The organism is Thermoflexus sp. (genome assembly GCF_040289485.1).
Taxonomy (GTDB): Bacteria; Chloroflexota; Anaerolineae; order Thermoflexales; family Thermoflexaceae; genus Thermoflexus.
Genome location: NZ_PSLG01000011.1, coordinates 20,363 through 45,007 on the forward strand (window position 1 = coordinate 20,363; position 24,645 = coordinate 45,007).

The 24,645-nt window shown below is 69.2% G+C and carries 24 protein-coding genes and 1 tRNA gene; 7 read left to right on the forward strand and 18 right to left on the reverse strand.

Features of this window, described 5'->3' with window-relative positions:
• Nucleotides 1-38: 38 nt before the first annotated feature.
• The 17 genes from tpx to C4313_RS03410 all read right to left on the reverse strand — a co-directional run bounded on the left by tpx (nt 39) and on the right by C4313_RS03410 (nt 18,019).
• A complete protein-coding gene (gene tpx, locus C4313_RS03330; protein ID WP_352428456.1) occupies nt 39-575 on the reverse strand; it encodes a thiol peroxidase in 537 nt (178 codons plus the stop codon).
• A gap of 111 nt (nt 576-686) precedes the next feature.
• Nucleotides 687-2,600 carry an acetate--CoA ligase gene (gene acs / locus C4313_RS03335; RefSeq protein ID WP_352428457.1) on the reverse strand — a complete coding sequence of 638 codons (1,914 nt, stop codon included), beginning with the start codon at nt 2,598-2,600 and terminating at the stop codon, nt 687-689.
• Nucleotides 2,601-2,638: 38 nt separating this feature from the next.
• Nucleotides 2,639-3,838, reverse strand: coding sequence for a cyclase family protein (locus C4313_RS03340; protein ID WP_352428458.1), 1,200 nt, complete (start codon nt 3,836-3,838; stop codon nt 2,639-2,641).
• A gap of 44 nt (nt 3,839-3,882) precedes the next feature.
• On the reverse strand, nt 3,883-4,902 hold the full coding sequence (locus C4313_RS03345) for a molybdopterin-binding protein (RefSeq protein WP_352428459.1): 1,020 nt from the start codon (nt 4,900-4,902) through the stop codon (nt 3,883-3,885).
• Entirely contained in the window at nt 4,899-5,663 is a 765-nt protein-coding gene (locus C4313_RS03350) for an XdhC family protein (protein WP_352428460.1), read from the reverse strand. Before C4313_RS03350 ends, C4313_RS03345 begins: the two co-directional genes overlap by 4 nt.
• A 13-nt stretch (nt 5,664-5,676) precedes the next feature.
• On the reverse strand, nt 5,677-5,988 hold the full coding sequence (locus C4313_RS03355; protein ID WP_352428461.1) for an XdhC family protein: 312 nt from the start codon (nt 5,986-5,988) through the stop codon (nt 5,677-5,679).
• 49 nt (nt 5,989-6,037) lie between these two features.
• Nucleotides 6,038-7,240: a vWA domain-containing protein gene (locus C4313_RS03360; RefSeq protein WP_352428462.1), complete on the reverse strand. Its 1,203-nt coding sequence runs from the start codon at nt 7,238-7,240 to the stop codon at nt 6,038-6,040.
• Between the two features lie 34 nt (nt 7,241-7,274).
• Nucleotides 7,275-8,192, reverse strand: coding sequence for an AAA family ATPase (locus tag C4313_RS03365; protein WP_352428463.1), 918 nt, complete (start codon nt 8,190-8,192; stop codon nt 7,275-7,277).
• 228 nt (nt 8,193-8,420) lie between these two features.
• The gene (locus tag C4313_RS03370) at nt 8,421-9,281 is read right to left on the reverse strand and encodes an FAD binding domain-containing protein (protein ID WP_352428464.1); all 861 of its coding nucleotides are present in this window, start codon (nt 9,279-9,281) and stop codon (nt 8,421-8,423) included.
• A gap of 48 nt (nt 9,282-9,329) precedes the next feature.
• A complete protein-coding gene (locus tag C4313_RS03375) occupies nt 9,330-11,684 on the reverse strand; it encodes a xanthine dehydrogenase family protein molybdopterin-binding subunit (RefSeq protein WP_352428465.1) in 2,355 nt (784 codons plus the stop codon).
• Nucleotides 11,685-11,721: 37 nt separating this feature from the next.
• Nucleotides 11,722-12,198 carry a (2Fe-2S)-binding protein gene (locus C4313_RS03380; RefSeq protein WP_352428466.1) on the reverse strand — a complete coding sequence of 159 codons (477 nt, stop codon included), beginning with the start codon at nt 12,196-12,198 and terminating at the stop codon, nt 11,722-11,724.
• A 66-nt stretch (nt 12,199-12,264) separates the two neighbouring features.
• Nucleotides 12,265-12,708 carry an SRPBCC family protein gene (locus tag C4313_RS03385; RefSeq protein WP_352428467.1) on the reverse strand — a complete coding sequence of 148 codons (444 nt, stop codon included), beginning with the start codon at nt 12,706-12,708 and terminating at the stop codon, nt 12,265-12,267.
• Nucleotides 12,709-12,892: 184 nt separating this feature from the next.
• On the reverse strand, nt 12,893-14,338 hold the full coding sequence (gene pyk, locus C4313_RS03390; RefSeq protein ID WP_352428468.1) for a pyruvate kinase: 1,446 nt from the start codon (nt 14,336-14,338) through the stop codon (nt 12,893-12,895).
• A 37-nt stretch (nt 14,339-14,375) separates the two neighbouring features.
• On the reverse strand, nt 14,376-15,509 hold the full coding sequence (locus C4313_RS03395) for a beta-ketoacyl-ACP synthase III (protein WP_352428469.1): 1,134 nt from the start codon (nt 15,507-15,509) through the stop codon (nt 14,376-14,378).
• A 12-nt stretch (nt 15,510-15,521) separates the two neighbouring features.
• On the reverse strand, nt 15,522-16,778 hold the full coding sequence (gene fabF / locus C4313_RS03400) for a beta-ketoacyl-ACP synthase II (RefSeq protein WP_352428470.1): 1,257 nt from the start codon (nt 16,776-16,778) through the stop codon (nt 15,522-15,524).
• A gap of 92 nt (nt 16,779-16,870) precedes the next feature.
• Nucleotides 16,871-17,776 (reverse strand): hypothetical protein, encoded by a 906-nt coding sequence (locus tag C4313_RS03405; RefSeq protein ID WP_352428471.1) that lies wholly within the window; start codon nt 17,774-17,776, stop codon nt 16,871-16,873.
• A 170-nt stretch (nt 17,777-17,946) separates the two neighbouring features.
• Nucleotides 17,947-18,019: transfer RNA gene (locus tag C4313_RS03410), tRNA-Thr, on the reverse strand.
• 132 nt (nt 18,020-18,151) lie between these two features.
• Here C4313_RS03410 and C4313_RS03415 point away from each other — a divergent pair.
• A complete protein-coding gene (locus C4313_RS03415; protein ID WP_352428472.1) occupies nt 18,152-18,499 on the forward strand; it encodes a hypothetical protein in 348 nt (115 codons plus the stop codon).
• A 48-nt stretch (nt 18,500-18,547) separates the two neighbouring features.
• Here the strand turns inward: C4313_RS03415 and C4313_RS03420 are convergent, their stop codons facing one another.
• Nucleotides 18,548-18,928 (reverse strand): hypothetical protein, encoded by a 381-nt coding sequence (locus C4313_RS03420; protein ID WP_352428473.1) that lies wholly within the window; start codon nt 18,926-18,928, stop codon nt 18,548-18,550.
• 102 nt (nt 18,929-19,030) lie between these two features.
• Between C4313_RS03420 and C4313_RS03425 the strand changes: the two genes are divergently transcribed.
• From C4313_RS03425 to C4313_RS03450, 6 genes are all read left to right on the forward strand, one after another.
• Nucleotides 19,031-19,444 (forward strand): hypothetical protein, encoded by a 414-nt coding sequence (locus tag C4313_RS03425; RefSeq protein WP_352428474.1) that lies wholly within the window; start codon nt 19,031-19,033, stop codon nt 19,442-19,444.
• Between the two features lie 27 nt (nt 19,445-19,471).
• Nucleotides 19,472-19,909, forward strand: a complete 438-nt coding sequence (gene dtd, locus C4313_RS03430) for a D-aminoacyl-tRNA deacylase (protein ID WP_352428475.1) — start codon at nt 19,472-19,474, stop codon at nt 19,907-19,909.
• Entirely contained in the window at nt 19,906-21,444 is a 1,539-nt protein-coding gene (gene murJ / locus C4313_RS03435) for a murein biosynthesis integral membrane protein MurJ (protein ID WP_352428476.1), read from the forward strand. The genes dtd and murJ overlap by 4 nt, the downstream gene beginning before the upstream one ends.
• Before the next feature lie 87 nt (nt 21,445-21,531).
• Nucleotides 21,532-22,614 (forward strand): inositol-3-phosphate synthase, encoded by a 1,083-nt coding sequence (locus C4313_RS03440; RefSeq protein ID WP_352428477.1) that lies wholly within the window; start codon nt 21,532-21,534, stop codon nt 22,612-22,614.
• Nucleotides 22,595-23,479 (forward strand): lysophospholipid acyltransferase family protein, encoded by an 885-nt coding sequence (locus C4313_RS03445; protein ID WP_352428478.1) that lies wholly within the window; start codon nt 22,595-22,597, stop codon nt 23,477-23,479. Before C4313_RS03440 ends, C4313_RS03445 begins: the two co-directional genes overlap by 20 nt.
• Before the next feature lie 10 nt (nt 23,480-23,489).
• Entirely contained in the window at nt 23,490-24,644 is a 1,155-nt protein-coding gene (locus C4313_RS03450; protein ID WP_352428479.1) for a glycosyltransferase family 4 protein, read from the forward strand.
• The last annotated feature ends 1 nt before the right edge of the window (nt 24,645 follow it).

Sequence of the window (24,645 nt, forward strand, 5' to 3'; positions counted from 1 at the left end):
CCCCCGCGGCTGCCGCCTGAGGGATCCAAACGCACGCCTCAACGGGGCTCCGGCTGGCCCAGGAGGGAACGGACGGCCTCCAAGACGGCTTCATAGTTGGGGTGCTGGGTGATCTCCGGCACATACTCCACGTAACGGACGGTGCCGTCGCGGTCCAGGACGAAGACCGACCGCTGCTCCAAGCGCAGTTCCTTCACCCAGGTCCCATAGGCTCGGCCGAAGGCCATCTCCCGGTGATCGGAGGCCAGGATCACGTGCTGGGCGTTGGCCTCCGCTGCCCAGCGCCGCTGGGCGAAAGGGAGATCGGCGCTGATGGTGATGCAGACCACCTCATCGCCCAGCCGGGCGACCTCCTGGTCGAAGCGGCGGGTCTGGGCGTCGCACACCCCCGTGTCCAGGGAGGGGACCACGTTGAGGATCCGGATCTTGCCGTCGGTGTTGCGGATGTGGAAGGGGCTGAGGTCCGTGGCGACCAGCTCCACGTCCGGGGCGATGTCGCCGACCTTCAACGGCTCCCCGATCACCGTGAGGGGCTTCCCCCGGAACGTTACCGCTCCGAAGCGCTCGACCGTCATCGCCTACCTCCGCAGGATCAGGGTTGCATGCGTGATTATAAAGAAGGCTCGCCCGGGCCGCCCGAAGGCCCTGGCGCCTGGGTCTCCCAAACGTTCGGGGGCGCCAGGGCCTTACTCCTCGAGGGTGGAGAGATCCCCCTCCGGCAGGCCCAGGGCACGGGCCCGCAGGACCCGGCGCATGATCTTGCCCGAACGGGTCTTGGGGAGCCGGTCGACGAAATGGATGGCCTCCGGGCGGGCGATGGGCCCGATCAGTTGGGCCACGTGCTGACGGAGCTCCTCGGCCAAGGCCTCGCTGGGGCTGTATCCGGCCTTGAGGATCACATAGCAGTGGATCCCTTCCCCCTTCACCTCGTGGGGGAGGCCGATGGCGGCCGCCTCGGCCACCGCGGGATGGGCCACCAGAGCCGACTCGATCTCGGCCGTCCCCAGCCGGTAGCCGCTCACCTTGAGCACGTCGTCCACCCGGCCGATGATGTAGAAGTAGCCGTCCTCATCGCGCCGCGCCGAGTCCCCGGTGAAGAACCAGCCGGGATACTTGGACCAGTAGGTCTTCACGTAGCGCTCGGGATCCCCGTAGAGGGTTCGGGACATGCCGGGCCACGGCGTCTGGATCACCAGGTAGCCCTCCACCCCCGGCGGGCAGGGGTTGCCGCTCTCATCCACCACCTCTGCCCGGATGCCCGGGAAGGGCACGGTGGCGGAGCCGGGCTTCAGGGGGACGCAGGGCATGGGGGTGATCATAAAGCCCCCGGTCTCGGTCATCCACCAGGTGTCCATGATCGGGCAGCGCCCTTTGCCGATCACCCGGTAATACCAACGCCAGGCCTCGGGGTTGATCGGCTCCCCCACCGTGCCCAACAGGCGCAACGACGAGAGGTTGCGCCGGTTGGGCCACTCGTCCCCGAACCGCATCAGGCCCCGGATGGCCGTGGGCGTGGTGTAAAGCACCGTCACCCCGTATTTCTCTACAACGCTCCACCAGCGGTCAGGATAGGGATACGTGGGCGCGCCCTCATACATCACGCTGGTGGCCCCCAACATCAACGGTGCGTAAACGATGTAGGAGTGGCCGGTCACCCACCCCGGATCCGCCGTGCACCACCAGATGTCGTCGTCCTTGATGTCGAAGACCCACTTCATCGTGGTGTAGGTGAAGACCGCGTAGCCCCCGTGGGTGTGGACCTGGCCCTTAGGGGCGCCGGTGGTGCCGGAGGTGTAGAGGATATAGAGGGGATCCTCAGCGTCGGTGATCTCCACCGGGCACTCGGACTGGGCGAAAGGCAGCCGGGCCAGTTCATCGTAGAAATAATCCCGCCCCGGCTCCATGGGGACCTCGCGGCCGGTGCGGCGAACCACCAGGACGTGCTCCACAGTGGGAGCGCGCTTGACGGCCTCGTCCACCGTCCGCTTTGTCTCCACGACCCGCCCGTTCATGTAGCCGCCGTCGGCGGTGATCAACAGCCGCGACTTGGAGTCCTCGATGCGGGTGTGGAGGGCTTCCACCGAGAAGCCGGCGAAGACCACGCTGTGGATCGCCCCGAGGCGCGCGCAGGCCAACATGGCGATGGGCAATTCGGGGACGCGCGGCATGTAGATCGTCACCCGGTCGCCCTTGCGCACCCCCAGGGCCCTGAGGACGTTGGCGAAGCGGTTAACCTCCTTGTAAAGATCATAATAACTAAGGACGCGGCGCTCGCCGTTCTCCCCCTCCCAGTAGAGGGCCACCTTGTTCTTACGCCACGTCTTCATATGGCGGTCCACCGCGTTGTAGCAGATGTTGAACTTCCCGCCGACGAACCATTTATAGAAGGGCTTTTGGGAATCATCGAGGACACGGTCCCATCGCTGGAACCACTCCAGTTCCTCGGCCCGTTCCGCCCAGAAGCCCTCCAGATCCTGCATGGCCCGCTGGTAAACCTCCCGGTAGTCTTTGATGTAGGCCCTCTCGAGGACTTCGGGGGAGGGATAATACACCTCGCCGCTGAGATGACGGATGTCCGCCAGCAGCTCCTTGACCGCCATAGGGCCCTCCTTCCCGCTCGGGACGCTTTTCCCCGATTCTACCACACCGCGATGAGACGGACCGGGCCGCCGGAGGCGCCTTCGATCCGCAGGGCCCCCACGAAGACGGTCGCCCCCGCCGGCGGGATGCGGCCCAGGTTGGCTACGTTCTCCAGACCCCACTTGTTGGCCGGCAGGATCGTGTAATGGGTCTTGAAATCCGCGGAGGCCCCGTAATCCAGGCTCAGGGTGTCCACACCGATCCCGACGATGTTGCGCTCCTGGAGCAGAAACGCGGCGGTGTCCGGATGGAAGCCTGGGAAGTGCATCACGCCCCGGGCGTCCATGTTCCGATAGGCCGCCTCATCCCCCACCCGGGCCCCCCACCCGCTCCACATGAAGACCACCGCGCCGTCCGGCAGGCGTCCGTAGCGCCGCTCCCAGGCCCGGATGTCCTCCGGGACCACCTGGGCATCCGGGTTCCGCCGCGCCCGGTCGCGGATGTCGATCACTGCCGCCGGCGCCACCAAAACCTCTGCCGGGAGCCGTTCGATGGTGAGGGCGTTCTTGCCGAAGTGGACCGGGGCATCCATATGGGTCCCGTGGTGCTCGTAGATATGCCAGCGGTTGGCGTAGAAGCCATGCTGGGCGTGGTTGAAGACGTTCTCGATCTGCAACCGCGGCGCCCCAGGCCAGATGGGGAAGTTCGGGTTCTGGACGTAGGTCAGATCCACCTTGCGGGCAAAAACCCGCGCCGACGTCCGGACCATCACCCCCGCCGGGACAGAGGCGGCCTCCCCATAGGCGGGCCGGCGCCACGACACGAAGCCGTGGGCGCTCACCAGCGTGGCCGCCGGATGCGGGAGGACCTCGTAGCGGAAGGGCCCTAGGGTTCCCTTCGCCGGGATGCCCTCCGCCAGCCAGACCGCCGACTGCAGATCGCTGCCCTCGGCCTCGAAACCCCGGAACCAGGCGCCGGGCGGCGTGGCGGTGGCGGCGACGAAGTCGGCGTTGCGGGGGACGTGGCCGGCGACATAAAGATCGGCGACGGGCTCGTCGATGAGGTTGCGGACGGTCAGGGTGAAGACGACGCGTTCCCCTTCGCGAGCGCCCCGGATCTCCACGGCGAGCCACGGCCACTGGGAGGCTGCCCTCGAAGCGGGGAGGGCCGTGGCGGCCAGGGCGCCGCCCAGCATCTTGAGGAAATCCCGACGGCTGTAGGCCCGCGCCATCGCCTCATAAACCTGCGGCCCGCACATGGCTCCCTCCTTCTCTTGTCCATAGGGACAGGGACCTTGCCCCGCTAGGGTTCCTCGCCGCGATCCCGCGGCATCGGGCGCTCCGGAACTTCCTCCAACAGCCCACCGTGGCCCATGGCGGCCACCTCCGCCTGGGTCAGCCGCATGCCGGCCATCAGGCGCGGGATCACCTCATCCACCACGTTGCGGTGTCGGCTGCGGGCGCAGCCCGGCGCGCCCAGGATGGGGACCTCACCGCGATAGGCGACCAAAAGCAGGTTCCCCGGATCCACCGGGGCTCCGAACACCGCCACCACGCCCCCGATGCGCCGGATGGCCCGCGGGGCCATATCCTCCTCGTCCATGATCGCCGTCTCGCCGGCCAGGATCAGGAAATCCACCCCCTGATCCAGCGCCCCTGCCATCGCCTCGGCCAGGTCCCCTTCCCGATGGAGCACCGTCCGGGTTCCCAGCCATCGGCCGCCGCACGCCTCCACCCGCTCCCGCAAGGGCTCCTCGAAATCCGCCACCAGTCGGGGCCAGACGGCCGGATGGCCGGAGAGGATCAGGGCGACCCGGCGGGGCTGGAAGGGGGCAACCCCCATCAGGGGGCCATCGCCCCGCGCCACCGCCTCCGCCTGGGCCACCCGCTCTTCCGGGAGCGCGAAGGGAATGATCTTCAGGCTGGCCACCATCTGCCGCGGCCGGACGACGCTCCCCCGCAGGAGCGTGGCCAGGGTGACCCCACGGATGCGATTCAGGGCCTCCAGCCGGGGGACTTCCACCCAGAAGACCCCGGCCACCTCGGCGATGAAATTGACGCGGCCCCCGGCCGCTTTGACCAGGCGCAGCCCGGGGCCCGCGCACCCCTGGGCGATCCGCCAGGCGGCCTCGTCCTCTTCCACATCCCCAGGCTCCAGGGTGGCGACCACCACCTCGCGGTAGCCCGCCGCCCGCAGCCGGTCCACGTCCTCCGGGGTCAGGGGCCGCCCTTTCCGGAACAGGCGGTTCCCCTGCCCATCGGCTATGTTGTGGGCCAGCCGCCGGCCGACCGCTTCCTCCACCGGAACCGGTCCGAATTTCACAAAGGGGCCTCCTCCACCGCCGGGACGTGTTCCTTCCGGCGCAGGCGGTTCTGTTCCGCCACGATCTCCGCCATAATGCTCAGAGCGATCTCCTCAGGGGTCCGTGCCCCGATGTCCAAGCCGATGGGCGCGTGCAGCCGCGCTAGGGCGGCCTCCTCGACGCCCTTGCGCCGCAGCCGCTCCAACCGGCGGGCGTTGGTCTTGCGGCTCCCCAGGGCCCCCACATAGAAGGCCGGGCTGCGCAGCGCCGCCATCACCGCAGGGTCGTCCAGTTTGGGATCGTGGGTGAGGACGGCCACGGCGGTGCGGGCGTGGATCAACTCTGGCAGGACCTCATCCGGCCAGGCGGCGATCAAACGGTCCACATGGGGGAAGCGTTCGGGCGTGGCGAAGGTGCGCCGGGGATCCACCAGGTAAACCTGCCAGCCCAGGATCTTGGCGATGGCCGCCAAGGCGATGCCGATGTGGGTGCCTCCGACGATGATCAGGAGCGGCGGGGGAACAACCGCCTCAATGAAGACCTCCACTTCCCCTTCCGGCGTGGCCAGGGTCACCGTCCCGGATTGGCCGAGGGCCAGATAACGCCGGGCCACCTCCCGGACCCGATCGTCCAGGTCTGGGTGCGTCCTCCCGCTCGCGTTCCCGTCCGCATCGACAATCCACTTGGCCCCCAGCCAAGGCTCCGGCCCCCGGATGAGGGTGGCGACGGCCAGGGGCTCTTCTTTCCGAAGGGCCTCCCCAACCCGCTGGAACCAGTTCATCCGGGCTCCCTCCTCAGGGCAGCGGCTCGACGAAGACCTCGATGGTGCCGCCGCAGGCCAACCCCACGTCCCACGCCATTTCGTCGCTGATCCCAAAGCGGACCAGGCGCGGGCGGCCGGTCCGGAGCACTTCCTGGGCGATCTCGAAGACCGCCCCCTCCACGCAGCCGCCGCTGACGGAGCCGGCCATCTCCCCGCTCGAGGAGACGGCCATCTTCGCCCCGACCTCCCGGGGGGCCGAGCCGATCACCTTCACCACCGTCGCCAGGGCCACCCGCTCCCCGCGTCCCTTCCAGCGCTCCACCGCCTCCAGCACCTCCCGCATGGCTTCCCTCCCTGTCTCCTCGGAGGTGCGGGCGCCGCCCGCTGTGCCTCTACACGGCCGCCTGGACCAGGCCGGAGCGACGGGCGGAGCGGCGGGGCGGCAGCCGCTCCAGATGGGCCGCCAGTTGCTCCAGGCTGGCCAGGTTGTGCACCGGCAGGAAATCGTCGATGAAGGGCAGCGCGGCTTGCATCCCCCGGGTCAACGGCTGATAGCCCGGGAGCCCCAGCAGGGGGTTCAGCCAGATCAGACGGTAGCACGATTTTTGCAAACGCTCCATCTCCCGACGGAGCAGCGCCACGTCCCCACGGTCCCAGCCGTCGCTGATGATCATCACCACCGCCCCCCGCCCCAGCACCCGCCGGGCCCAGTCCCGGTTGAACACGTGCAGGCACTCTCCAATCCGCGTCCCTCCCGACCAGTCGACCACCCTCCGGCCGACCTCCCGCAACGCCTCGTCCACATCGCGGTGACGCAGACAGCGGGTGATGCGGGTGAGGCGCGTGCCGAAGACGAAGGTCTCCACGTGGCGACGGGTGTGACTCAAGGCGTGGAGGAAATGCAACAGCATACGGGCGTAGCGCTCCATGGAGCCGCTGATGTCACACAGCACCACCAGCGGCCGGGGCTTGCGCTTGTGGTCCCGCCAGAACAGGCGGACCCACTCCCCATGATGCCGGAGGCTCCGCCGCAGGGTGCGCCGCACATCCAGTTGCCCTCCCTTGGGGGCCGGCCGCAGGCGCCGGGTCTCCCGCTCGTGGATCCGCCAGCGCAAGCAGGCCATCAGGCGCCGGGCAGCCGCGATTTCCTCCTCGGAGAAGCGCTCGAACTGCTTGTGGCGCAACTGCTCCACTGGACTGTAGGTCATGGCGCGGTCCGCCAGGATCACCGGCGGGGCCTCGGGACGGGGCGGGCGGGCGTCGTCGGCTGGGGGGTGGCCCACCTCGGCGGGGCGCGGGCGGTTCTCCTGCCGACGCATCGGCCCGGGGGCGGTCTGCAACAGGCCCGGCGGGATCGCCCCGCCCATCAGCGGGTTGCGCCAGAACCACTCGAAGACCCGATCGAAAACCGCCAGGTCCTCATGCCGGCAAACCAGGGTGCAGCGGGCGGCATGGTAGAAAGCCTCCCGATCGCCGATGGGAATCCAGGCCAGGGCGCGGACGAAGGTCATCATCTGGCCCGGGGTCACCGGCACCCCAGCCGCCCGCAGCGTCCGTCCGAACCGCACGATATGGCGCAACAGATAACCGCCCATCCCCCCTCGCAGCCTCGCCGGCCGCCGCCGGAGTCTACGGGATCCCGGGGGCCCGCTCCGCTTGCAACAGGGCCTTCGCCAGCAGATCCCGGGCCACCTCCCCTCGCACCTTCAGGACGTCATCTTGATATTTCAGCAGCGCCCCCAACGTCTCGTCGATCACCACCGGATCCAGCTCGGTCTGGTCCAGCGCCAGCAAGGCCGCCGTCCAGTCCAGGGTCTCCGCCACGCCGGGGACCTTATAGAGGTCCAGCCGGCGCAGTTCCTGGACGAAAGCCACCACCTGGCGGGTGAGCCGCTCCGGGGCCTCCGGCAGGCGCGCCCGCACGATCTGGTATTCCTTTTCGAAGGTGGGGTAGTCGATCCAGAAGTAAAGACAACGCCGCTTGAGGGCATCGTGGATCTCCCGCGTCCGATTCGAGGTGATGACCACCACGGGCGGCTGCTCCGCCCGGACCGTCCCGATCTCCGGGATGGTGATCTGCCAGTCGGAGAGGAGCTCCAACAGGAAGGCCTCGAACTCCTCGTCGGCGCGGTCCAGTTCGTCGATGAGCAACACGGGGGGACGTCCGTTCCGGGCCTCCAGGGCCTGGAGGAGCGGCCGCCGGATCAAGAAGTCGGGGCTGAAGATCTGCTGCCGGACCCGCGACAGTTCTCGTTCCCCGGCCGCCTCCAGCATACGGATCTGCAGGATCTGGCGGGCATAATCCCACTCGTAGACCGCGCTGTGCACATCCAGCCCCTCATAGCACTGGAGGCGGATGAGTTCTGTCCCCAGCAGGTCCGCTAGGACCTTGGCCACCTCCGTCTTACCGACCCCTGGCTCCCCTTCCAGGAACAGGGGGCGGCCCAGGCGCAGGGCCAGGAAGATGGCGGTGGCCAGCCCCCGGTCGGCGATGTAACGGTGGGCCTGGAGAGCCCGGATCACCTCCTCCACGGATGTCGGGACCACGGGAACCGTCCTCCGGATCACGTTCTGCCCACAGGGCGCTCCTTCCGCATCCGGCTGGCTCGAACGAAGATTTCGGAGGAACGCCTGACTATTACCATTGTAGCGCCCAAGGCGCGCCCCCTCCATCGCGAGGGGGCGGCCTCCCGAGGGTCGACCGCTTGAAGCGCGCTGAGGCCGCGGGGATAGCGGCCTCAGCGCGCGGGATGACGCGATGGGGCCCAGGGGGCATCAGGCCGCCCGGCGGGCGGCCCGGAGCAGGGCACGTCGGGCCAGGACGGCGCACAGGTGGGCGCGGTATTCCGCCGAGGCGAAGGGATCACTCAGCAGCCCCTCGGGGCCCACCGCCTTCTCTACCGCCGCTCGGATCGTCGCCTCCTCCAGCGGCCGGCCGGCCAGCGCCTGCTCGATAGCCGTCGCCCGGAAGGCCTTGGGGGCGGCCCCGGTGATGCCGACACGGGCCTCCCGGCACACCCCGCCCTCCACCCGCACCACCGCCGCCACCCCGACCACGGCGTAGCGGGAGGCAGGATGCGGGAACTTCTCATAGGCCCAGCCGGTCCCCGGGCCCAGCACCGGCACGTGGACTTCCGTCAAGATCTCGCCGGGCTGGAGGGCGGTGGTGAGCATCCCGACGAAGAAGGCCTCCGCGGGGATCATCCGTTCACCGCCCGGCCCGACCGCTTTCATCGACGCCCCCAGGACCAGCATGGCCGCCGGGTAATCCGCGGCCGGGTCGGCGTGGGCCAGGCTGCCTCCGAGGGTCCCCATGTTGCGGACCGCCGGGTCGCCGATCTGGGCGGCGACCTCCGGCAACAGCGGGCACCATTGCTTCAGCGCCTCGGAGAACTCCACCTCGCGGTGGGTGGTCAGCGCCCCGATCACCACCGTGCCGTCGGTCCGCCGGATCCCCTTCAGTTCCGCGATGCGCCCGATATCCACCAGGGCCGAGGGGCTGGCCAGGCGCAGTTTCATCAGGGGGATCAAGGAATGGCCCCCGGCCAACACCTTGGCCTCCGGATGCTGCTTCAGGAGGCTGAGGGCCTCCTGAAGCGTGGTCGCCCGATAGTAATCGAACGCCGCCGGATACATCGTGCCCTCCTGTGGGTCGGGATCCGTGGGCAGGCGCGCCCGCTCCGGTCAGGCAGCCCGAGCCGCCTGGATGGCTTTCCAGATCTTCTGTGGAGTCAGCGGCATATCCAGGTGATGGATCCCGAAGGGCGCCAGGGCGTCCATCACCGCGTTGACCACCGCCGCGGTCGCTGCGATGGTCCCGGTCTCCCCGATCCCCTTCACCCCCAACGGGTTGTGCGGACAGGGGGTGACGGTGTGGTCGATCTCGAAGGCCGGGAGGTCGTCCGCCCGCGGCAGGGCGTAGTCCAGGAGCGAGGCGGAGAGCAACTGGGCGTTCTCATCGTAGACGGCGCCCTCCAGCAGGGCCTGGCCCACCCCCTGGGCGATGCCGCCGTGGACCTGGCCCTCGGCGATGAGCGGGTTGATGATCCGGCCCGCGTCGTCCACAGCCACGTAGCGCAGGATCTTCACCTTCCCGGTCTCGGGGTCCACCTCCACCACAGCGATGTGGGTGCCGAAGGGGAAGGTGAAGTTCTTCGGGTCGTAGAACGAGGAGGCCTCCAGGCCCGGCTCCAGCCCGGGCGGGTAGTTATGGGCCAGATACGCCTGGAGGGCGACCTCGCCCCAGGTTTTGAAGCGATCGGGGACGCCGCGGACGTAGAACTTGCCGTCCTCGAAGACCACATCCTCCTCGGCGGCCTCCAGCAGATGGGCGGCGATCTTACGGGCCTTCTCTTTGATCTTCTGCAGGCTCAGGACGATGGCGCTGCCGCCCACCGGCGCGCTGCGGCTGCCATAGGTCCCCATGCCGAAGGGGACGCTGCCCGTGTCCCCGTGGACGATCTCCACGTCCTCGATGGGGATGCCCAGTTCGTCGGCCACGATCTGAGCGAAGGCGGTCTCGTGGCCTTGGCCGTGGGCATGGGTGCCGGTGTAGACTGTCACCTTTCCGGTGGGGTGCACCCGGACCAGGGCGCTCTCCCACAGGCCGGCCTGGGCGCCCAGGGAGCCAACCACCTGGGAGGGGGCGATGCCACAGGCTTCGATGTAACAGGAGAGGCCGATGCCGATGTAGCGCCCTTGCCGGCGCAGCTCCTCCTGCTGGCGGCGCAGTTCTTTGTAGTTGATCATCTCCAGGGCTTTGTTCAGCGCCCCCTCGTAGTTGCCGCTGTCATACTGCAGGGCCACCGGTGTCTGATAGGGGAACTTGTCCGGCGGGATGAAGTTCTTGCGCCGGAACTCCGCCGGATCCTCGCCGAGCTCGCGGGCCATGCGGTCCATCAGGCGTTCGACCACGTAGGTGGCCTCCGGCCGCCCGGCCCCGCGGTAGGCATCGACCGGGGTGGTGTGGGTGAAGACCCCCGTGACCTCGCAAGAGATGGCCGGGATCTCATACTGGCCGGAGAGCAGCGTGCCGTAAAGATAAGTGGGGATAGCCGGGGCGAAGGTGGAAAGATAGGCCCCGAGGTTGGCAATGGTCCGCACCCGCAGGCCCAGGATCTTCCCCCGCTCGTCCACCGCCAGTTCCGCCTCGGTGATGTGGTCCCGGCCGTGGGCGTCGCTGACGAAGCTCTCGCGCCGCCGCGCCGTCCACTTCACCGGCCGGCCGACCCGCTTCGCGGCCCAGGTGACGATGGTCTCCTCCGGGTAGACGAAGATCTTGCTGCCGAAGCCGCCGCCGACGTCGGGCGAGATCACCCGCAACTTGTGCTCGGGGATGCCCAGGACGAAGGCGGCCATGAGCAGGCGGTGGACGTGGGGGTTCTGGCTGGTGACCCAGAGGGTGTATTCGTCGGTGGCGGGGTTGTATTGGGCCATGGCCGCTCGGGGCTCAATGGCGTTGGGGATCAGGCGCTGGTTGACCAGGTGCAACCGGACGGTCCGATGGGCCCGCCGGAAAGCCTCCTCCGTCTTCTCGGCGTCCCCGATGGACCAGCGGAAGCAGACGTTGTCCGGGGCCTCGTCGTGGACGGCCGGGGCGCCGGGCTGGAGGGCCTTCTCCGCGTCCGCCACCGCCGGCAGCGGCTCGTATTCCACCTCCACCAGCGCCGCCGCGTCCTCGGCGACGTATCGATCTTCCGCAATGACCACGGCCACGATCTCCCCCACGTGGCGGACCTTGTCCACCGCCATGGGGTAGTGGGGAGGCAACTTCATCCCGGGCAGCAGCCAGCCGCAGGGGAGGGATTTCACGCCGCTCTCGACCATGTCCCGGCCGGTGAAGACGGCGATCACCCCGGGATGTTGGCGGGCTTTGTCGGTATGGATGGCCTTGATGCGGGCATGGGCGTAGGGGCTGCGCACCATCGCCGCGTAGGTCAGGCCGGGGAGCGTGAGGTCATCCACATAGGTGCCGCGCCCGGCGATGAAGCGCGGGTCCTCCCGCCGTTTCATCGCCACACCGAAATAACGGGTCGCCATCGCCGCCCTCCTTCGTGAGAGAGATGCTCCCGAGGGGTCACGCCTGAACGCGGAGCCGGTCCGCCGCGTAGCGCACCGCCCGGACGATGTTGTGGTAACCGGTGCAGCGGCAGTAGTTCCCCTCCAGGGCGTGGCGGATCTCCTCCTCGGTGGGGTTGGGGTTGCGCTGCAGCAGATCGTAGGCGGCGAGGATCATGCCGGGGGTGCAGAAGCCGCACTGAAGGCCGTGCATCTCCCAGAAGCCCTCCTGGAGGGGATGGAGCCGGCCGTCCCGGGCCAGCCCCTCGATGGTGGTGATCTGGGCCCCGTCGGCCTGGACGGCGAAGAGGGTGCAGGATTTGACCGCCCGGCCGTCCATCAGGACCACACAGGCGCCGCACTGGCTGGTGTCGCACCCCACGTGGGTCCCGGTCAGCCCCAGCACCTCCCGGAGGAAGTGCACCAGGAGCATGCGGGGCTCCACCTCCCGCTGGACCACCTGGCCGTTCACCGTAACGGTCACCGGGATCTTCATGGGCCCCTCCCCCTGAGGTTTGGAGATAGAGACGCTCGCTCCACCGCTCGGCGGCGGATCCCTTTCCTATGAAGGGGTGTCCAGCAGTCCCTCCAGGGCCTTCAAGCCCTGCTGGATCAGCATCTGGGCGACGGGCTCCAGCAGCCGGGCGCCCATGCTCATCAACAACCCCGTCACCACCGCCTCGCCCTCATAATGCATCACCGTCCCATCCTCCTGGGCCGTCAGGTCGACGGTCCCGTTGGCGTCGACGGCGCCCTGGGGGCCCTGGGCCTGGATGCGGAGGCGGTAATGGTTCGGGGGATCGATCTCGGAGAGGGTGATGCGAGCCTGGTAGTGGCCACTGATGGGGCCGATGCCCAAGCGCATCTCCGCTTCGTAGACGTTATCGCCCACCGGCTCCAGGCGCTCCACGCCGGGCAGGAGACGGGCGATCACCTGGGGGTTCATCAACGCGCCCCACACACGGGCGATGGGCGCAGCAAACCGATGGGATCCCCTCAGCCGCATCAGGCCCTCCCTCGACCGAGAGCGGTGTCCACAATCCGGTTCCCAAGAGGCGCTCCCATTATAGCAAGGGCCCGCCGCATGTGTCAAGCATTGAGAAGAAGAACGTTCTTCCTTTACCGCGGACGGGTCTGTGCGTGATGATATTCACTATATAGAGAAAACTGACGCGATATTGAAAGCAAAATCACGAAAGGGTGGGAGGCTCCTCGGGGATCGCTTCCAGGCGGTGGACCTTCAAGAGGTTGGTGTGGCCGGGGCGGCCGAAGGGGACGCCGGCGGTGAGCACCAAGAGATCCCCGGGCTGAGCCAGGCCGCTCTGGAGGGCCGCCTGGCAGGCGGCGCCCAACATCTCATCGGTGGTGCGCACGGCCGGCATCAGGGCCGGCTGGACACCCCACACCAGGGCCAGCCGCCGCAGGGTCGCCGGGACCGGGGTGACGGCCAGGATGGGCATGGGAGGGCGGTGGCGGGCGATCATGCGGGCCGTGTAGCCGGACATGGTCGAGGTGACGATGGCCCGGGCGCCGATCCGCTCGGCGATCTCCACGGTGGCCCGACTGATGGCCTCGGCCACCGCAGCCGTCTCCCCGATCAAGTCCAGCCACTGGCGATGGGGCAGCGCCTCCTCGGCCATCCGCGCGATGCGCGCCATCATCTCCACCGCCTCCACCGGGTAGGTCCCCGTGGCCGTCTCCGCCGAGAGCATCACGGCGTCGGTGCCGTCCAGGATGGCGTTGGCCACGTCGCTGGCCTCGGCCCGGGTGGGGCGGGGATGGTTGACCATGGAGTTAAGCATCTGGGTGGCAGTGATCACCGGCTTGCCGGCCCGGTTGCACAGCCGGATGATCCGCTTCTGGTGGATGGGCACCTCCTCCGGAGGGATCTCCACCCCCAGGTCCCCGCGGGCCACCATCACCGCATCGGCGGCCTCCAGGATGTCCTCGAAGTGAGCCAGGGCCTCCCGCTTCTCGATCTTGGCGACGATGGGGATCGAGGCCCCCAGTTCCTGAAGGAGGGAACGCAGCTGCCGGACATCTTCGGCGGTGCGCACGAAGGAGAGGGCCAGGTAATCCATCCCCTGTTCCACAGCGAAACGGACGTCCAGTCGGTCCTTCTCCGTCAGGGCCGGGAGGGTGAGGGGGAGGCCGGGGGCGTTGATTCCCTTGTGGGAACTCAAGGTGCCTCCTCGGACCACCCGGCAGATCAGATCGGTCCCATCGACCGCCTCCACCCGGAATTCCAACAGCCCATCGTCTAGCAACAGGGTCTGTCCGGGCCGGGCCAGCGCCACCAGGTCCGGATGGGGGAGGTGGACCTCTTGGGGGCCACCGGGGGCTGGGCGGGTGGTGAGGACGATCCGCTGGCCCGGGGAGACCACGATGTATCCTCCTTCAATGAGGCCAACCCGCCAGCGGGGGCCCTGGAGATCGCCTAAGAGGGCGATGATGGCACCCTCCTCCTGGGCGATCTGGCGCACCAGGGCGATCCGGCGGGCGTGGGCGGCGTGGTCCCCGTGGGAGAAGTTGATGCGGGCGACGCTCATCCCCGCCCGGATCATCGCCCGCAGGACCTCGGGGTGATCGGTGGAGGGACCCAGGGTGCAGACGATCTTGGTGCGCGGCCGCAGCATGCTTCGCTCCCTTCCGCATCGAACTCCCTTGCGGGGTTCAATCCTCATCCCGACCGAGGAGGCGGCTCGCCCAGGCGTCGAGGTGGCGCCAGAGGCGCATCCAGCGGGAATGTCCTTGGGCCGGGAGATATCGGACGAGGCGGGCCAGGCGCTCCAGCCACGCCGGCCGGGGCCGTGGGGCCGGCGCGCCCCACCGGACCACCGCGGCCGCCCAGGTGAGGCCGGCGCCGAACGCCACCATGGCCACCGTGTCGCCGGGCTTCAAGCGCCCTTGCTGCACCGCCTCGCACAGGGCGATGGGGATGCTGGCGGAGGAGGTGTTCCCATAGCGGTCGATGTTCACAAAGAACCGCTCCATCGGCAGCCCGAGCCCCCTGGCTGCCGCCTCGATGATCCGGATGTTGGCCTGATGAGGGATGATCAGATCCACGTCCGACAAGCGCAGGCCTGCCTGTTCCACCACCTCCCGCGTCGCCTTCTCCATCACCCGTGTAGCGAACCGGAACACCTCCCGCCCGTTCATCCGGACGAAGTGGCAGCCGTCCCGCAGGGCGGCCTCTGAGAACGGGATCCGGCTCCCGCCCGCCGGCAGGATCAGCAGTTCCCCGCCGGAGCCGTCGGCCCGGATCATCGAGGCCAGCACGCCACCGGGGGTCTCGCTCCCCTTCAGCACCACCGCCCCCGCCCCGTCGCCGAACAGCACGCAGGTGTTCCGGTCCCGCCAGTTCACGATGCGGGAGAGGGTCTCCGCCCCGATCACCAGGGCCACTTGATGGTCCCCTGAGCGGATGGCGGCGGCGGCCAGATGCAGGCCGTAGATGAACCCCGAGCACCCCGCCAACAGGTCGAAGGCCCCAGCCTTCGAGGCCCCCAGGGTGTCCTGGACCAGGCAGGCGGTGGAAGGGAAAAGATGCTCTGGGGTCACCGTAGCCACCAGGATCAGATCCACCTCCCGCGGGGCGATCCCCGCCACCGCCAAGGCCTCCTCCGCCGCAGCGATGGAGAGGGTGGCCGTGCTCTCCTGCGGGCCGGCCACCCGGCGCTCCCGGATCCCGGTCCGGGTGACGATCCACTCGTCCGAGGTGTCCACGAACTGGGCCAGTTCGGGGTTGGTGACGACCCGCTGGGGCACCGCCATCCCCCAGCCCACGATATGGGCGTAACGCGCCATCGTCGAACCCCCTTAGCGCGCCGCGGGCGTCCCGTCCGCATAGCGCCGGAAGATCACGCAAGCGTTGTGGCCACCAAAGCCGAAGGAGTTGGACATGGCCACGCGCACCGGCCGTCGCCGCGCGGTGTTGGGCACGTAATCCAGGTCGCACTCGGGGTCCGGGTGCTCGTAGTTGATGGTCGGCGGGATCACCCCATCGGTGATGGCCCGAATGCAGACGATGGCCTCCACCGCGCCGGCCGCGCCCAACAGATGGCCGATCATGGACTTGGTGGAGGAAATGGGGACATCGTAGGCGGCTTCCCCGAAGACGGCCTTGATGGCCTGCGTCTCGCTCTTGTCGTTGAGGGGCGTTCCCGTCCCGTGGGCGTTGATGTAATCCACCTCCCGTGGGGAGAGGCCGGCGTCGGCCAGGGCCCGGCGCATGGCCAAGGCGGCCCCTTCCCCGTTCTCCAGCGGGGCGGTGATGTGGTAGGCGTCGGCGGAGGCCCCGTAGCCCACCACCTCAGCGTAGATCCGGGCGCCCCGGGCCTGGGCGTGCTCCAGGCGTTCCAAGACGAGGATCCCAGCCCCCTCGCCCATCACGAAGCCGTCGCGGGTCCGGTCGAAGGGGCGGGAGGCCCGTTCCGGTTCCTCGTTGCGCGTGGAGATGGCTCCCATCACATTGAAGGCGGCCACGGAGATGGGCAGGATGGCCGCCTCGGCCCCCCCGGCGATCACCACGTCGGCGTCCCCGCGGCGGATCAGATGCATCGCTTCGCCAATGGCGTTCGTCCCGCTGGCGCAGGCGGTGATCACCGCCATGTTGGGCCCTCGGAACCCATAGGCGATGGCGATCAGGCCCGGGGCGGTGTCCGCCAACATCATCGGGACCATGAAGGGGCTGATGCGATCCGGCCCCCGGGTCATCAGCGTCTCCACCCCTTGCACCAGGGCCCCGATGCCCCCGATCCCGGTCCCCAGGATCACCCCAACCCGCTCCCGGTCCACATGGCCTGGATCCAGCCGCGCATCCTGCAGGGCCTGTTGGGTGGCGGCCAGGGCGAACTGGGCGTAGCGGTCCATGCGCCGCGCCTCTTTCCGTCCGAACCAAGCCTCCGGGTCGAACCCCTTGACCTCGGCCGCGATGCGGGTCTTGAGGGCGGAGGCATCGAAAAGCGTGATGGGGCCGACGCCGGATCGGCCCGCGACGACGTTCTGCCAGAAGGTCTCCACATCGTTGCCCAGAGGCGTGATCGCCCCCATGCCGGTCACCACCACCCGCGCCATCGCGCCCTCCTTCCGCATGCATCCGCCGTCCGCCTCCTAATAAAGAACACGCGGCCCCCCATCTCGTTACAGCCTGCCCCGCGGCTGGCGGTTCACCGACGCGCACGCCGTGCCGCCTCGAAGAGGAGCCCCGCGAGGCCGAGGGGGACGCCAGCCCAGGCCAGCACGCGGGCCGCAAAGGTAGGCGGGGACATCAGAAGCACCCGATAGACCGGCCGGGCGATGAGGCGCAGGGCATAGCCTTCGGGAAGAGAGAGGGTCACCTCCTGGCCATCGGCCATGGAAGGCAGCGTCTGCGCCGCCACCACCGCCCCGGTGCCTTCCGCAAAGATCGTCAGACGATCCGGGTAGATCAGCCGGACGATCCAGCCGGCCTCGGCCACAGCCGCAAAGGCCTCCCCCTCCGGAGAAGGGTGTAGCAAGAGGGCAGGGACCGGGGCGGCATCCAGCGCAGAGCGCCAGTGGAGCGGACCGGAAGGGCCCTCTCCTTGAAGCTCAAGGACCTGCCCGCTGCGCCCAGCCACGGCGATATAGGGCCCCAGCCGGAGCGGCCAGCCGGGCCGAAAACCGCTGCGGGCGAGGGGATCCCCCTGCCGCCAGAGGGAGAGACCCGATTCGTCCAGGACCAGCCAGAGATCCCCGACGGATCGTCCTTCTCCCCAGGCCAGGCGCACCCCCTGGGGCGGCGGCAGGTACCGCTCGAGGCCAGCGAGCACCAGAGCGCCCAGCAGGATCCCCCATCCCAGCGCCGCCCGCCAGCGCCGGGCTGCCCCAGCCTCCGCCGCCCGCACCACCAGCCCCAGCCCCAGCCAGGCCCCCAGCAGCCGCCACCCCGGCGTCTGGGACAACGTCCAGAGGCCCCAGCGGCTCAGGGGATCGAAGAGGGGACCGAACCGCCAGCGGGCCTGGGCCCACCACATCCAGTAGGCCGGGTCATCGGGCGGAGGGGCCTGGGGGATCAGGGCCATCCAGAGCCCGCCGAGGGCCCACAGTCCCAAGGGAAGGGCGATCCCCCAGGGGCTCCGAAGGACCTGCCATCCCTTCCCCAGCCGATCGCGCCATCGAGGCCAAAGGCGGAGAGAACCGGGGAACCCCGAGGGCTGTTCCAATGGGATCGCCTCGCTTGCGAACAAGATGCGGGATGGCCACGCCTGCGACGGGCCCGGAAAGCCACCTGCGGGATTCGAACCCGCGACCCCCCGCTTACGAGGCGGGTGCTCTACCGGCTGAGCTAAGGTGGCGCTCTGCGCTCCATTATAGCGAAAACGGCCATGGATGACAACGCCCGGTCCGGGGCCTCCGGCCGCATCCCGTTGCCAGGCGGTGGCCGCCTGCGTATACTCAAGACGACTCTCTCACTGGGGAAGGCCGCCATGGCGGAAGAGGGCGCGCGGAAAGGACGTCGGGGGCGCCGGCGCAGCAACCCGCTGGAGCGCTACGCTGCGGACATCCTGGCCAAGCAATTGTTCCTAGAGGATCTGGCGGTGGCCGCCGTGGATTTCGAAGCCCTGGCCGCTGACTATCCCGAACTGACCCCCGAGCAACTGCGGGGACGGCTGGGGATCGCCACCAAGCGGGCCCTGCTGGAGGACGTGGCGGACATCGTCCTGGAGCCGGCCGACAACTTCCACGAGAACACCGAACAGATGCGCCTGGCCATCGTGGACCCGGAGCGGTTCGCCCAGATCGTCCACGAGGAGATGATGGTCGAGGTGATGTGACGCCCCCGGGGAACGCTCTGGAGCGCGAAGGCCGTCGGGGCCGCATCCCTACGGGAGGGTGATCTGGACCGAGGTGACGCCGGTCAGGTCGTTGTGTTGATACTGGATGTTGACCGTCCGCCCGTCCTTCTGGAACAGGAGGTTCCCCACCTGCCCGTATTGGGTCGGCGCGCCCAACACCTGCCAGCCATGCTCCTGCATCCGCGCGTTGTAAAATTCCACCAGGTCTTTGACACCCAGGCGCGTGTCGAAGGCGATGCGAGCAGTGGTGATCTCCAGATTGAAGGCATCCGGGGGCAGCGGGAGGTCCGGGCGGAGGGTGGGCGTGGGCTTGGGGGTGGCTCCTGGGGACGGCGGCGTCGGGGTGGCCGCCGGACGGCCGCACGAAAGGACCAATAAGGGCAAAAGCAGCCAACGCAGCGCGCGCATGTCCCCTCCTTCCATGGGCGCTTTGGGTTCAGTGTAAAAGAAGCCGGTTGGGGCCGTCAAGGTCCTTCCCCGGTCCGGATCCTTCGCCGCGGGAGGACGACGATGGAAGGGTTGCTGCTGGGGCTGCGGGTCCTCCACAGCCTGGGGCGCTGGCTGGTGCTCCTGGCTGCCCTGGGGGCCCTTTCCATCCTGGGCCGGGCGGCCGGGGGCCATCCCCCCTCTCCGCGCGGGGAGCGCCTCGTCCGCCTCTACCCCCTTCTCCTCGATATCCAGGTGACCTTGGGGATCCTGCTGTGGCTGGGCCAACGGCTGGCGGCGGTCCCGTTGACGTCGGTCCAGATTTTCCACCCGGTGTGGGGCCTGCTGGCCGCCTTCGCCGCCCACGGGGCCGCGGCCTTCCGGTCGCAGGGGAACCCAGCCCGCTCCCGGGGCATCCTGGCCGCCTACAGCCTCTCCCTGCTGCTGATCCTGATCGCCCTGGCCACCGTGGGGGCCTTCCCCTTCGGTCGGCGATGATCCCATGCCGGAAGCGAGGGGCTTTCGATGCGGGTGCTGGTGCAGCGGGTTTGCAAGGGGGCGGTTTCCGTGGACGATACGCCGGTGGCCGCCATCGGCCCCGGCGTGGTGTTGCTGGTCGGCGTCACCCACACGGACACGCCGGACAAGGCGGACTGGCTGGCCCGGAAGGTGGCCCACATGCGGATCTTCGAGGACGAGGCCGGCAAGATGAACCGTTCTCTGAAAGAGATAGGCGGGGAGGCCCTGGTGGTCTCCCAGTTCACCCTCTACGCGGATCCCTATGAGGGGCGGCGGCCGAGCTTCATCCATGCGGCGCCCCCGGAGCACGCCCGCCCCCTTATCGAGCGGTTCGCCGAGGCGCTGCGGGCCGAGGGCATCCGGGTGCAGACGGGGGTCTTCGGCGCCCACATGCGGGTGGAGATCCACAACGACGGCCCCGTGACCATCTGGCTGGAGCGATGAGCCCGCTGCGTCGCATCGCCCGCGCGGCCACTCTCCTCACGGCCGCTTATCTGCTGAACGGTCTCCTGGGCCTGATCCGCCAGATCCTGATCTACAGCGCCTTCGGCACCTCCCGGGAACTGGACGCCTACTGGGCGGCCTTCCGCATCCCGGACCTCCTGTTCACGCTGCTGGCCGGCGGGGCCTTGATCTCGGCCTTCCTGCCCGTCTTCACGGCCCATCTGGCCCGGGAGGAGGGCGAGGCCGCCTGGCGGCTGGCGGGGGCGGTGCTGACCACCGTGGCCCTGGCGGTGGGGGGGCTGGCCCTGCTGGCCGGCCTGCTGGCGCGGCCGCTGGTGTCGGCCCTGCTCACCCCCGATGTGCCGCCGGCTCAGCAGCAACTGACGGCCTCCCTGATGCGGGTGATGCTGATCACCCCGGTGGTGTTCGGGATCAGCGGGGTGGTGATGGGGATCCTCCAGGCCCATCAGCGCTTCCTGTGGACGGCCCTGGCCCCCATCGCCTACAACCTGGGGATCATCGTGGGGATCCTGGCCTTCGCCCCCGTCGGGGGGATCTATGGCCTGGCTTGGGGGGTGGTGCTGGGCGCCTTCCTCCACCTGCTGGTCCAGTGCCCCGGATGGCGGCAGGTGGGCGGGCGCTATCGGCCCCGGCTGGGATGGGGGGACCCGGATGTGCGGGAGGTGGTGGCGCTGATGGGGCCGCGCCTGCTGGGCCTAGCGGCCGTCCAGGTCAACTTCCTGGTGAACACCCGCCTGGTCTCGGGGCTGGGGGCTGGCTACCTGGCGGCCCTCCACCTGGCCTGGCAGTTGATGCTGCAGCCGCAGATCATCCTGGCCCAGGCCATGGCCACGGCGGCCTTCCCGACCTTTTCTGCCCTGGCGGCGCGAGGGGAACGGGAGACGCTGCGGCGGACGGTCGCTGAGACCATGGGGATCCTTCTGGGGCTGACCCTGCCCATCGCGGCGGGGATGATCCTGCTGCGGCGCCCTCTGATCGCCGTCCTGTTCCAGCGGGGGGCCTTCGGAGCCGCCTCCACAGAACTGACCGCCCAGGCCCTGCAGTTCTACGCTCTGGGCCTGCCGGCCCACGCTGGGGTGGAACTGCTGGCCCGCACCTTCTACGCCCTCCACGACACCCGAACCCCCGTGGGGGTGGGGGTGGGAGCGATGGGGCTGAACGTGGCCCTGAGCCTGGCGTGGGTCAGGCCTTTGGGCCACGGCGGGGTGGCCCTGGCCAACACGGTGGCCACCACCTTGGAGATGCTCCTCCTGGTCGCCTGGCTGGCCCGGCGTCTGGGCGGGCTGGAACTGGGCCGGTGGGGACGGGCCCTCGGCCAGGCCGGGGCGGCCACCCTGTTGATGGCGCTGGCCCTGGGGCCGCTGGCCTCCTGGGCCGCCGGCCGGGGCTGGCCGGGGTTGCTGCTGACCGCCCTGGCCGGCGCCATCCTCTACGGCCTCGCCCTGTATGTCCTCGGCGCCCCCTGGATCCGCCGGTGGCGCGCGGGCCTCGGGCGCTGGCCCCGCCTTGGTTAGGCCGGCGTTGTCCCCCACCCTTGCCCGCCCCTGGGCTTCGGCTAAACTCGAAAGGCCAGACACCTTTCCTGCCGAGGAGGTTCAACCGTGGCCGATCGCAAAGTGCGGGTAGCGATCATTGGGGTCGGCAACTGCGCCTCAGCCCTGGTCCAGGGCGTGTGGTATTACCGGGATGCCCCCGACGACGCCTTCGTGCCGGGCCTGATGCACGTCCGCCTCGGCCCCTACCACGTGCGGGACATCGAGTTCACCGCGGCCTTCGACATCGATGTAAACAAGGTAGGCAAGGACCTGGCGGAGGCCATCTTCACCTCTCCCAACAACACGCTGAAGTTCGCCGAGGTGCCCAAACTGGGGGTGAAGGTCTATCGCGGCATGACCCACGACGGCATCGGACGCTATCTCTCGGGCATCATCCGCAAGGCCCCCGGCCCCACCGACAACATCGTCCGCATCCTGCGGGACACTGGCACCGACGTGGTGGTGAACTTCCTGCCGGTGGGAAGCGAGGAGGCCACCAAGTGGTATGTGGAGCAGGTGCTGGACGCCGGCTGTGCCTTCGTCAACGGGATCCCCGTCTTCATCGCCCGCGAGCCTTACTGGCAGCAGCGCTTCGAGGAGGCGGGCCTCCCGGTGATCGGAGACGACGTGAAGTCCCAGGTGGGGGCCACCATCCTGCACCGCGTGCTCACCCAACTGTTCATCGAGCGGGGCGTGCGCGTGGAGCGGACCTACCAGTTGAACTTCGGGGGGAACACCGACTTCCTCAATATGCTGGAGCGGGAGCGACTGGAGTCCAAGAAGATCTCCAAGACCAGCGCGGTGACCAGCCTGATCCCCTATGAACTGCCGCCGGAGAACATCCACATCGGCCCCAGCGACTACGTGCCCTGGCTGCAGGACCGCAAATGGTGTTACATCCGGATCGAGGGGACAACCTTCGGCGGGGCGCCGATCCACCTGGAGGCCAAACTGGAGGTCTGGGACAGCCCGAACTCGGCCGGGGTGGTTATCGACGCCGTCCGCTGCGCCAAGATCGCCCTGGACCGGGGGCTGAAGGGCGCCCTGATTGGACCCTCCGCTTACTTTATGAAGTCCCCCCCTCGGCAGTTCCCGGACCCCATCGCCCGCCAGATGGTGGAGGATTTCATTGCCGGGCGGGGCCTCTGAGGCGGTCTCCTGGCTGGTTTATGGCCTCCTCCGGGGCCTCGGGGCGGCGGTCAGCTGGCTGCCGCCCCGATGGGCCCGGGGGCTGGCCGCCCGCCTGGCGGAGGCCTTCTACCCCTGGCTGCCCGCAGCGGCGGGCCTGCGGGACAACTTGGCCCATGTGCTTGGCACCTCTCCAGAGGACCCGGCCGCCCACGCGGCTGCCCGCCGGGCCCTCCGGTTCCTGTGGCAGAACTACGTCGATCTCTTCCAGGCACCCCGACGGCCGCCCAGCGCCTGGTTCCCCGCCATCCGCATCCTCGGGTGGGAGCACCTCCTGGAGGCCCACCAGGCCGGCCGGGGGGTCATCGTCGTGAGCGCCCACTACGGCCCCGTGGAGTGGGGCCTGCAGTTTCTAGGTGCCAGCGGCCTGCCGGCCCTGGCGGTGGCCGAGCCGGTGCGCCCCCCGCCGATGTTTGACTATCTCTGTCGGCTGCGGGGCGCTCACGGCCTCCGGCTGATCCCCGCCGACGGCGCCCTGCGGGAGATCTTCCGCACCCTGGACCAAGGGGGGATCGTCGCCCTGGCCATCGACCGGGACGCCACCGGCAGCGGCCGGGTGTATTCTTTTTTCGGGGAACCGGCGTGGCTCCCGGACGGCTACGCCGAACTGGCGGCCCGACGGGGAGTCCCCGTCGTCCCCGCCTTCGCCTGGCGGGAGGGCGCCGGGATCACCCTGCGGGTCTGGCCCCCATGCTGGCCCGCCGGGCGCCGGGCGGCCGCCCGGGAGGCGCTGGTCGCCCAGGTCCTGGAGATCTTCGCCCAGGTGTTGCGGGAGGCGCCCGACCAGTGGGTGCTCACCACGCCGATCTGGCGGGTCCGGCGGTGAGGGGAGGGCCATGCGCATCGCCCTGGTCTCGCCTTATGACTTTGCCGTGCCCGGCGGGGTCAACAATCACATCGTCCACCTGGCCCGCAGCCTGGAGAGCCGGGGGCATTGCGTGCATATCATCGCCCCTGCCTCCGACGGGCGGGCCAGCGCCGAGGGGTTCATCAACGCCTCGGCCTCGGTGATCGCCTTCCCCTTCGCGGGTTCCATCGCCCGCATCACCCTTTCCCCTCGCCTCCACCGCCGCATCAAGGGGATCCTGCAGTCGGGGGCCTACGACGTGCTGCATCTGCACGAGCCCCTGACCCCCGCCCTCCCCCTGGCCGTCCTGCGACACCGCGACCTGGTCCCCTGCGCCATCGCCGTGGGGACCTTCCACGCCTACCGGGAGGTGAGCCGGACCTATTACTATGGCAAGCCGCTGCTGCGTCGCTTCTTCAAGCGATTGGACGGTTGCATCGTGGTCTCCGAGGCCGCCCGCCAGTATCACATGCGCTACTTCCCCGCCGATTACGTCGTGATCCCCAACGGCATCGATTCCATGCGCTTCGCCGACCCCCGCCTGCGACCGCCGGAGCCCTTCGCCGATGGGCGGCCTACCGTCCTGTTCGTCGGCCGCCTGGAGCGCCGCAAGGGCCTGCGGTTCCTGCTGGAGGCCTTCGCCCGCATCCAGGATCGATGCCCGGAGGCACGGCTGCTGGTGGTGGGGGCCTTCGGCAAGGCGGAGAAGGCGCCCTACGTGGCCCAGGCCTGGGCCCTGCGCCTGCGCAACGTCCGCTTCATCGGCTACGTGCCGGACGAGGAACTGCCCCGTTACTATCGGGCGGCCACAGTGTTCTGCGCGCCGGCCATCGGGATGGAGAGTTTCGGCATCGTGCTCCTAGAGGCGATGGCCGCCGGCGTCCCTGTGGTGGCCACCGACATCCCGGGTTACAACGAGGTGGTGGAGCACGGCGTCCAGGGCTTCCTGGTCCCTCCCGAGGACCCCGAGGCGCTGGCGGAGGCCCTCCTGCGGGTGCTGGAGGACCCGGACCTGCGGGCGCGGATGGGGGAGGCCGGCCGTCGGCGGGCCCGCGCCTACGACTGGAGCGAGATCGCCCGCCGGGTCGAGGCCTTCTACGAGGAGGTGCGGGAGCGGGTGCGCCGGGGCGCCAGAGGCGTGTAGT